8 protein-coding genes and 1 other RNA gene are annotated in these 6,570 nt (G+C 73.4%); 4 read left to right on the top strand and 5 right to left on the bottom strand.

From position 1 onward, the window contains the following. Positions 1-37: 37 nt before the first annotated feature. Complete coding sequence (locus ACLJPY_RS38365) at positions 38-127, top strand: hypothetical protein (protein WP_410593561.1); 90 nt, start codon at positions 38-40, stop codon at positions 125-127. Between the two features lie 103 nt (positions 128-230). On the opposite strand, the gene recR is transcribed toward ACLJPY_RS38365, so the two are convergent. Then, positions 231-827, bottom strand: a complete 597-nt coding sequence (gene recR / locus ACLJPY_RS38360) for a recombination mediator RecR (RefSeq protein ID WP_310969294.1) — start codon at positions 825-827, stop codon at positions 231-233. A 5-nt stretch (positions 828-832) separates the two neighbouring features. Next, complete coding sequence (locus ACLJPY_RS38355) at positions 833-1,192, bottom strand: YbaB/EbfC family nucleoid-associated protein (protein ID WP_013230627.1); 360 nt, start codon at positions 1,190-1,192, stop codon at positions 833-835. Positions 1,193-1,270: 78 nt separating this feature from the next. Here ACLJPY_RS38355 and ACLJPY_RS38350 point away from each other — a divergent pair, with 78 nt between their 5' ends. Further along, the gene (locus tag ACLJPY_RS38350; RefSeq protein WP_410595891.1) at positions 1,271-2,125 is read left to right on the top strand and encodes an N-acetylmuramoyl-L-alanine amidase; all 855 of its coding nucleotides are present in this window, start codon (positions 1,271-1,273) and stop codon (positions 2,123-2,125) included. Here ACLJPY_RS38350 and ACLJPY_RS38345 read toward each other — a convergent pair. Continuing rightward, positions 2,110-2,463, bottom strand: coding sequence for a winged helix-turn-helix transcriptional regulator (locus ACLJPY_RS38345; protein ID WP_410595890.1), 354 nt, complete (start codon positions 2,461-2,463; stop codon positions 2,110-2,112). The two genes, ACLJPY_RS38350 and ACLJPY_RS38345, sit on opposite strands and share 16 nt — an antisense overlap. A 49-nt stretch (positions 2,464-2,512) precedes the next feature. On the opposite strand from ACLJPY_RS38345, the gene ACLJPY_RS38340 reads away from it, so the two are divergent. Then, positions 2,513-2,944 (top strand): TIGR03618 family F420-dependent PPOX class oxidoreductase, encoded by a 432-nt coding sequence (locus ACLJPY_RS38340; protein WP_410595889.1) that lies wholly within the window; start codon positions 2,513-2,515, stop codon positions 2,942-2,944. Positions 2,945-3,204: 260 nt separating this feature from the next. Here the strand turns inward: ACLJPY_RS38340 and ACLJPY_RS38335 are convergent, their stop codons facing one another. Beyond that, positions 3,205-5,373 carry a DNA polymerase III subunit gamma and tau gene (locus ACLJPY_RS38335; RefSeq protein ID WP_410595888.1) on the bottom strand — a complete coding sequence of 723 codons (2,169 nt, stop codon included), beginning with the start codon at positions 5,371-5,373 and terminating at the stop codon, positions 3,205-3,207. Between the two features lie 58 nt (positions 5,374-5,431). Here ACLJPY_RS38335 and ACLJPY_RS38330 point away from each other — a divergent pair, with 58 nt between their 5' ends. Continuing rightward, positions 5,432-6,283, top strand: a complete 852-nt coding sequence (locus tag ACLJPY_RS38330; protein WP_410595887.1) for a spermidine synthase — start codon at positions 5,432-5,434, stop codon at positions 6,281-6,283. A 175-nt stretch (positions 6,284-6,458) separates the two neighbouring features. Here the strand turns inward: ACLJPY_RS38330 and ffs are convergent. Beyond that, positions 6,459-6,553, bottom strand: an RNA gene (gene ffs, locus ACLJPY_RS38325) — signal recognition particle sRNA small type. Positions 6,554-6,570 lie beyond the last annotated feature (17 nt).

The following is a 6,570-nucleotide window of genomic DNA, read 5'->3' as shown; positions in this document are numbered from 1 at the left end:
CAACCCCACCGGCTTCGCCACCCCCACCCAGGAAAACATCTACGGCCGCACCACCAACGGCACCCTCACCCACTGGTACTGGAACACCGACATGACCACCCCCGACACCGAAACCTGGGGCCAGTGACGGGCAGCTGACCCTGCGAACAGCGGCTGCGCCGAACCGGCGCAGCCGCTGTTTCGGCGGGTCGTCAGGGGACAGCAAGCCGGTGGGGTGCTGCCGTGGCCGGCTAGAGCACGCGACGGCCGGAGAGGGCGCGGCCCAGGGTCAGCTCGTCGGCGAACTCCAGGTCGCCGCCCATCGGGAGGCCCGAGGCCAGGCGGGTCACGCTCAACCCCGGGAAGTCGCGCAGCATGCGGACCAAGTACGTCGCCGTCGCCTCGCCCTCCGTGTTGGGGTCCGTGGCGATGATGATCTCCTTGATGTCCGCTTCGCCGATGCGCTTGAGGAGCTCGCGCATCCGCAGCTGCTCCGGGCCGATGCCCGACAGCGGGTCGAGCGCGCCGCCCAGGACGTGGTAGCGGCCCTTGAACTCGCGCGTGCGCTCGACCGCCAGGACGTCCTTCGGCTCCTCGACCACGCAGATGACCGTGAGGTCGCGGCGCTCGTCGCGGCAGATGCGGCACGTCGGGTGCTCGGAGACGTTGCCGCAGATCTCGCAGAACTGCACGCCCTCCTTGACCTTGCCGAGCACGTCCTGCAGGCGCGCGATGTCGGCCGGGTCGGTGGCCAGCAGGTGGAACGCGATCCGCTGGGCGCTCTTCGGCCCGACCCCGGGCAGGCGCCCGAGCTCGTCGATCAGGTCCTGGACGACACCTTCGTACAAGTTCGTCAGCCGCCGAAACCGAGGCTGCCGAGGTCCGGCATGCCGCCACCGCCGCCGAGCCCGCCGGCCAGCGGGCCGAGCTTCTGCTCGGTGAGCTTCTGCGCGCTCGCCGAGGCGTCGCGGACCGCCGCGACGATCAGGTCGGACAGCGTCTCGACGTCGTCCGGGTCGACCACCTTCGGGTCGATCTGCAGGCTCTTCAGCTGGCTGTCACCGGACACGGTCGCGGTGACCAGTCCGCCACCGGCCGTGCCGGTGACCTCGGTGTTCGCCAGCTCTTCCTGGGCCTCGACGAGCTTCTGCTGCATCTGCTGCGCCTGCTGCATCAGCTGGGAAAGGTCGAAGCCGCCGCCGGGTTGGGCCATGATCGCACTCGGTCCTCTCTGCACGCCTGTGTCCCCACCAGGGTAGTCGCGCCACGCGAACGGCCGGGCTGTGGCACCGTGGTCGCCGTGCGACGCGCGACTGCTCCCCTGCTGCTGGCCGGTGCCCTCCTGCTCACCGGCTGCTCCGACGACGTTCCGGCGGCGCCCGCGGCCGCGCCGGTGACCACGCGGACGGTCACGCCGGCCACCACCTCGCCCCCGCCGCCGTCGTCACCCTCGCCGTCGCCTTCGCCGTCTCCGTCGGTCACGCCGACGGCGGCGGCCGGGAAGGTCGTCGTGCTGGATCCCGGGCACAACGGCGGGAACGGCGCCCACCCGGCGGAGATCAACCGCCAGGTGCCCGCCGGGCGCGGGCAGACCAAGCCGTGCAACACCACCGGCACCGCGACCAACGCCGGCTACCCCGAGCACGCGTTCACCTTCGACGTCGCCCAGCGTGTCGGGAAAGCGTTGGCGGACAAGGGAATCCGCGTTGTCTACACGCGGGAGAACGACACCGGCGTCGGCCCCTGCGTCGACCGCCGCGCGGCGATCGGCAACGAGGCGAACGCCGACGCGGTCGTCTCCATCCACGCCGACGGCTCGGAAGCGGCCGGGGCGAACGGCTTCCACGTCGCGTACTCGTCACCGGCGTTGAACGCCGCGCAGGGCGCGCCGTCGACGCGGCTGGCGCAGACGCTGCGCGACACGATGCGCACGAGCGGGTTCAGCACGGCGAACTACATCGGCACGAACGGGCTGTCGGCCCGCACGGACCTGGCCGGCCTCAACCTTTCGACACGGCCGGTGGCGCTGGTGGAGTGCGGCAACATGCGCAACGCGACCGAAGCGGCCCGGATGACGAGCGCGGAAGGGCGGCAGCAGTTCGCCGCGGCCATCGCGGCGGCGATCGAGGCCTACCTGGCCTCCTGAGCTTCGAGGACGGCTTCGCCGTGCTGCGTCGCCCACTTCGTCAGGACGCCGATCGGCTCGACGAGGGTCCGCCCGAGCTCGGTCAGGCAGTACTCGACGCGCGGCGGCGCTTCGGCGTACGCGCGGCGGTCGACCAGGCCGTAGCCCTGCAGTTTCCGCAGCGTCTGGGTGAGGACCTTGCGCGAGATGCCGCCGATGAGGCCGACCAGCTCGCCGTGCCGCCGCGGGCCGCGGCTGAGCGCGAACACGACGACGACCGCCCACTTGTCGGCGATCATCTCGATCGCCAGCCGGGCCGGGCAGTCCGCGAGGAAGACGTCGCCGGAGAAGTCACCCATGCGGACAAAGGTACCGAGCGGTACCTGTCGGCTTCCTAATCTCGGGGACATGGAACTCCCCGAAAGCTGCCACCGCCTGTTCGAGCGGCCGTTCAACGCCGTGCTCACGACGATCAACCCCGACGGCTCGCCGCAGACCTCGCTGGTCTGGGCCAGCCGGGAGGGCGACGAGATCGTGATGGGCATGGAGGGCAGGCGGCCCAAGGTGCGCAACATCCGCACCGACCCGCGCGTCACCGTGCTGATCGAGGACCACGACGAGCGGGACGCGCGCGGGCTGCCGCAGTACCTGCTGGTCCGGGGCACCGCCCGGGTGACCGGGCCGGACATCGCCGACGAGTTCACGGCGCTGATGGACCGCCAGGCCCGGCGGTACCTCGGCGCCGAGAAGTACGAGCTGGGCAACCAGGGCTCGCCGACGGCCGTGATCGTGCGGATCACGGCCGACCGGGTGACCGGCATCGGCCCCTGGGCCTCCTGACCCGCCGCCCCGCGCACCCGGAACGTCAGCCCGGTACCTGAGGGGTCGGACCGCGTACCTGGAGGGTCGGCCTGCGTACCTCAGGGGTCGGACCGCGTACCTGGAGGGTCGGCCTGCGTATCTCGGGGGTCGGCTTGGGTGACCAGTGGGTTGGTTGGTCAGCCGACCGTCCGGGTACGCGAACCGACTATCCCGGTACGCAGGCCGACCGTCTGGGTACGCAGGCCGACGGTCTGGGTACGCGGGGCGACCCTCTGGGTTCAGTCCAGGGGGCGGGCGCCGAGGTGCTCGGAGAGGAGCTTGCGGGCCACCTCGTCCGGGTCCTTGTCCGGCGGGGGTGGCGGTGGCGGCGGGGCCGGGCTGGCGTCCTCGTTGTAGAGGTCCTCGTCGTCCTCGTCGGAGGGCTCCGGGGGCAGCGGGATGTCCGGCTCGGTCGTGATGACCTTGGGCCGCGACGGCGCCGGCGTCGGCGGCGGCGGGGTCGTGGGGCGCGCGGCCGGCTCGGCGGGCGCCGCGGCCGCCGACTGGCGCGTGAACGACCGCTCCGGTGCCGGGGCCGCCGGCTGCGGGCGGGCGGCGGGTGCCGCCGGGGCGTTGCCGTGGACGCAGCGGACCTGCCAGTCGCCGCCCAGGACGTCGGTCAGCGCGCCGGCGATCTTGCGGGCGTTGTCCTGGTCGGAAAGCCGGCGGGCCAAGGGCTCGGACTTGTGGGTGAGCGTCACGGCGTTGCCCTCGACGCTCGCCACGGTGGCCTGAGTCAGCATCGCTTCGAGGCTGCGGCCGCCGGTGAACTTGCGCAACGCCGTCATCAGCTGCGGCCAGACGTTCCGGATCGCGGCGGCGTCCATCCCGCCCGGCGCCGCTGCTTCCGGCGCGGACGTACCGGCGTCGGCAGGCGCGGGAGCGCCGGCCGCCGCCGGAGCGGGCGTGCCGCCGCCGGGTGTGCGCACCGCACCCCAGCTACCGTCGCCGGACGCAGCCGCCGGGGCACCGGCAGCGCCGTCGCCCGACCGAGCCGGAGCCGGCACGGGGTCGGCGGCGGCCGGGCGAGCCGGAGCCGTCGCGGGCTCGGGATCGGCCGGGCGAGCCGGGGCCGTCGCGGCAGGCGCGGGGTCGGCCGCGGCCGGCCGGGCCGGCGGCTTGACCGGCTCCGGCACCGGGGGCGGGCCCGGCGGCGCCGTGCGCTGCGAAGGCCTGGCGAACTCGCGCTCCGGAGCCACGCGCAGCGGCGGCTCCACCCCGCCTTCGGCCGGGGCGCCACCGCCGCCGGCCAGCGTCGCGCGGCGCTCCAGGCGTTCGATCCGGGCCAGCAGGGCCTTTTCCGCGTCCGTCACCGAAGGCAGCAGCATCCGCGCGCACAGCAGCTCGAGCACGAGCCGGGGCGACGTCGCGCCGCGCATCTCCAGGAGTCCACTGTGGACGATGTCGGCGTACCGCGAGAGCGTGGCGAGACCGATGCGCTCGGCCTGCGCGACCATCCGCGACAGCTCCTCCTCCGGCGCGGACACCAGTCCGCCGGCGGACTCGGGCACCGCGCGCAGCAGCACGAGGTCACGCAGCCGGTCGAGCAGGTCGGTCGCGAAGCGGCGCGGGTCGTGGCCGGCCTCGGTGAGCTTCTCGACCGTGCCGAACACCGTCGCGGCGTCCTCGGTCGAGAGCGCGTCGACCATGTCGTCGATCAGCGCCACGTCGGTGACGCCCAGCAGCGCGACGGCCCGCGAGTACGAGACGCCTTCCGGCCCGGCGCCGGCGAGCAGCTGGTCGAGCACCGACTGCGTGTCACGCGCCGAGCCGCCGCCCGCGCGGATGACCAGCGGGTACACCGCCGGCTCGACCTCGACGCCTTCGGCCGCGATGTTGCGCTCCAGCAGGTTGCGCATCGAGCTCGGCGGGATCAGCCGGAACGGGTAGTGGTGCGTGCGCGAGCGGATGGTGGTCAGCACCTTGTCCGGCTCGGTCGTCGCGAAGATGAAGATGACGTGCTCCGGCGGCTCTTCCACGATCTTCAGCAGGGCGTTGAAGCCCTGCGTGGTGACCATGTGCGCCTCGTCGATGATGAACACGCGGTAGCGCGACTCGGCCGGGGCGTAGAACGCCTTGTCGCGCAGCTCGCGGGCGTCGTCGACACCACCGTGGCTGGCCGCGTCGAGCTCGGTGACGTCGACGCTGCCCGGGCCTTCGGGCGCGAGCGCCTTGCACGAGTTGCACTCGCCGCACGGGTCCGGCGTCGGGCCCTTGGCGCAGTTCAGCGAGCGCGCCATGATGCGCGCGCTGGACGTCTTGCCGCAGCCGCGGGGGCCGGAGAAGAGGTAGGCGTGGTTGATCCGCCCGGCGGACAGCGCCGTGCGGAGGGGTTCGGTCACATGCTCCTGACCGACGACCTCGGCGAAGGTCGCCGGACGGTACTTGCGGTACAGCGCTAGAGCCACGCCGCGAGAGTACCGGCAGGGTCCGACAACCTCGCGGGACGGGATAACCTCGGCGCCTGTGAGCCGCACGCGCAAGCCCGAGCCGCAGCCCGGGCGCTACCCCGTGCGGTTCGGCACGGCGGAGCTTGTCCGCGACGCCGACCGCGGCAACGCCTGGCTGGTGTCGGTGGACGGCGTCGCGCAGTCGTACGTCGACCTCGACGACCCGGCTCACCTGGAGTTCGACTACGTCCGCCGGTTCGCCGACGTCGTGGACCGCCTGCCCCCGGGTCCGCTGGACGCGCTCCACATCGGCGGAGCGGCGTGCACGCTGCCGCGGTACGTCGCGGCGTCTCGGCCGGGCTCGCGGCAGCTGGTGTTCGACGCCGACGGCGAGCTGGTGGAGCTGGTCCGCGCACAGCTGGGCCTGCGGGTGCCGGGCCTGCGCGTCCGGGTGACGGACGGCCGCGAGGGCCTGTCGACGCGCCGCGAGGGATCGGCGGACCTGGTGGTGGTCGACGCGTTCGAGCGGGCCACGCTGGCGGGCGGCCTGGCGACCCTGGAGGCGACGACGGCGATCGCGCGCCTCCTCCGGCCGCAGGGGATCTACCTGGCGAACATCACGGACGGCTCGGGCCTGCCGTTCGCCCGCCGCTTCCTGGCGACGCTGCTCGAGGTGTTCCCGGAGGCCTTGCTGCTGGCGGACCCGGGGGTCCTGCGCGGCCGCCGCTTCGGCAACCTGGTCATGGCGGCCTCGGCAACCGAGCTCCCAACGGCGGAGATAGCCCAGCGAACGGCCTCGGCGGCCTTCCCGGCCCGCTGCGTGCACGGCGCGGAGCTGCGGAAACTGGCGGGCAAGGCAGCCCCGATCACGGACGCGGACGCCCCACCGCCGCCGAAGCCCCCGGACGACGTCCTGGGCCTGTTCTAGCCGCACCCCACGGCAGCTCGACACCAGCCGGCACATCCCCCGGCAGCACTGAGCCGCGGCAGAGCTCCCAGGCCGCGAGCGAGGCACCGTGGGGGCCCGGGGGCTCGGCCCCCGGGTGAAGGAACGAAGAGAAGGCCCGGACGAAGGGGCGAAGCCCCAGAGCCCGGAGCCGAAAAGAAGGGGACCCCGCGCACCCGCCAGAGCCTGCTTATCCTTGCTGCCTTCCGGCCCTGGGGAGGTTCACAGGGTGGACGCCGCGCGGGGTCCGTGGGTCAGTGTAGTCGGAT

This window comes from Amycolatopsis sp. lyj-23 (assembly GCF_046549135.1).
In the GTDB taxonomy this organism is placed as follows: Bacteria; Actinomycetota; Actinomycetes; order Mycobacteriales; family Pseudonocardiaceae; genus Amycolatopsis.
This window is presented reverse-complemented; position numbering and strand designations above follow the sequence as displayed.

Excerpts from the sequence above, each read along its gene's own strand:
- ACLJPY_RS38340 (WP_410595889.1), top strand. The coding sequence starts at position 2,513 with ATGGAACTCCCCGAAAGCTGCCACCGCCTGTTCGAGCGGCCGTTCAAC.
- ACLJPY_RS38345 (WP_410595890.1), bottom strand. The coding sequence starts at position 2,463 with ATGGGTGACTTCTCCGGCGACGTCTTCCTCGCGGACTGCCCGGCCCGG.
- ACLJPY_RS38355 (WP_013230627.1), bottom strand. The coding sequence starts at position 1,192 with ATGGCCCAACCCGGCGGCGGCTTCGACCTTTCCCAGCTGATGCAGCAG.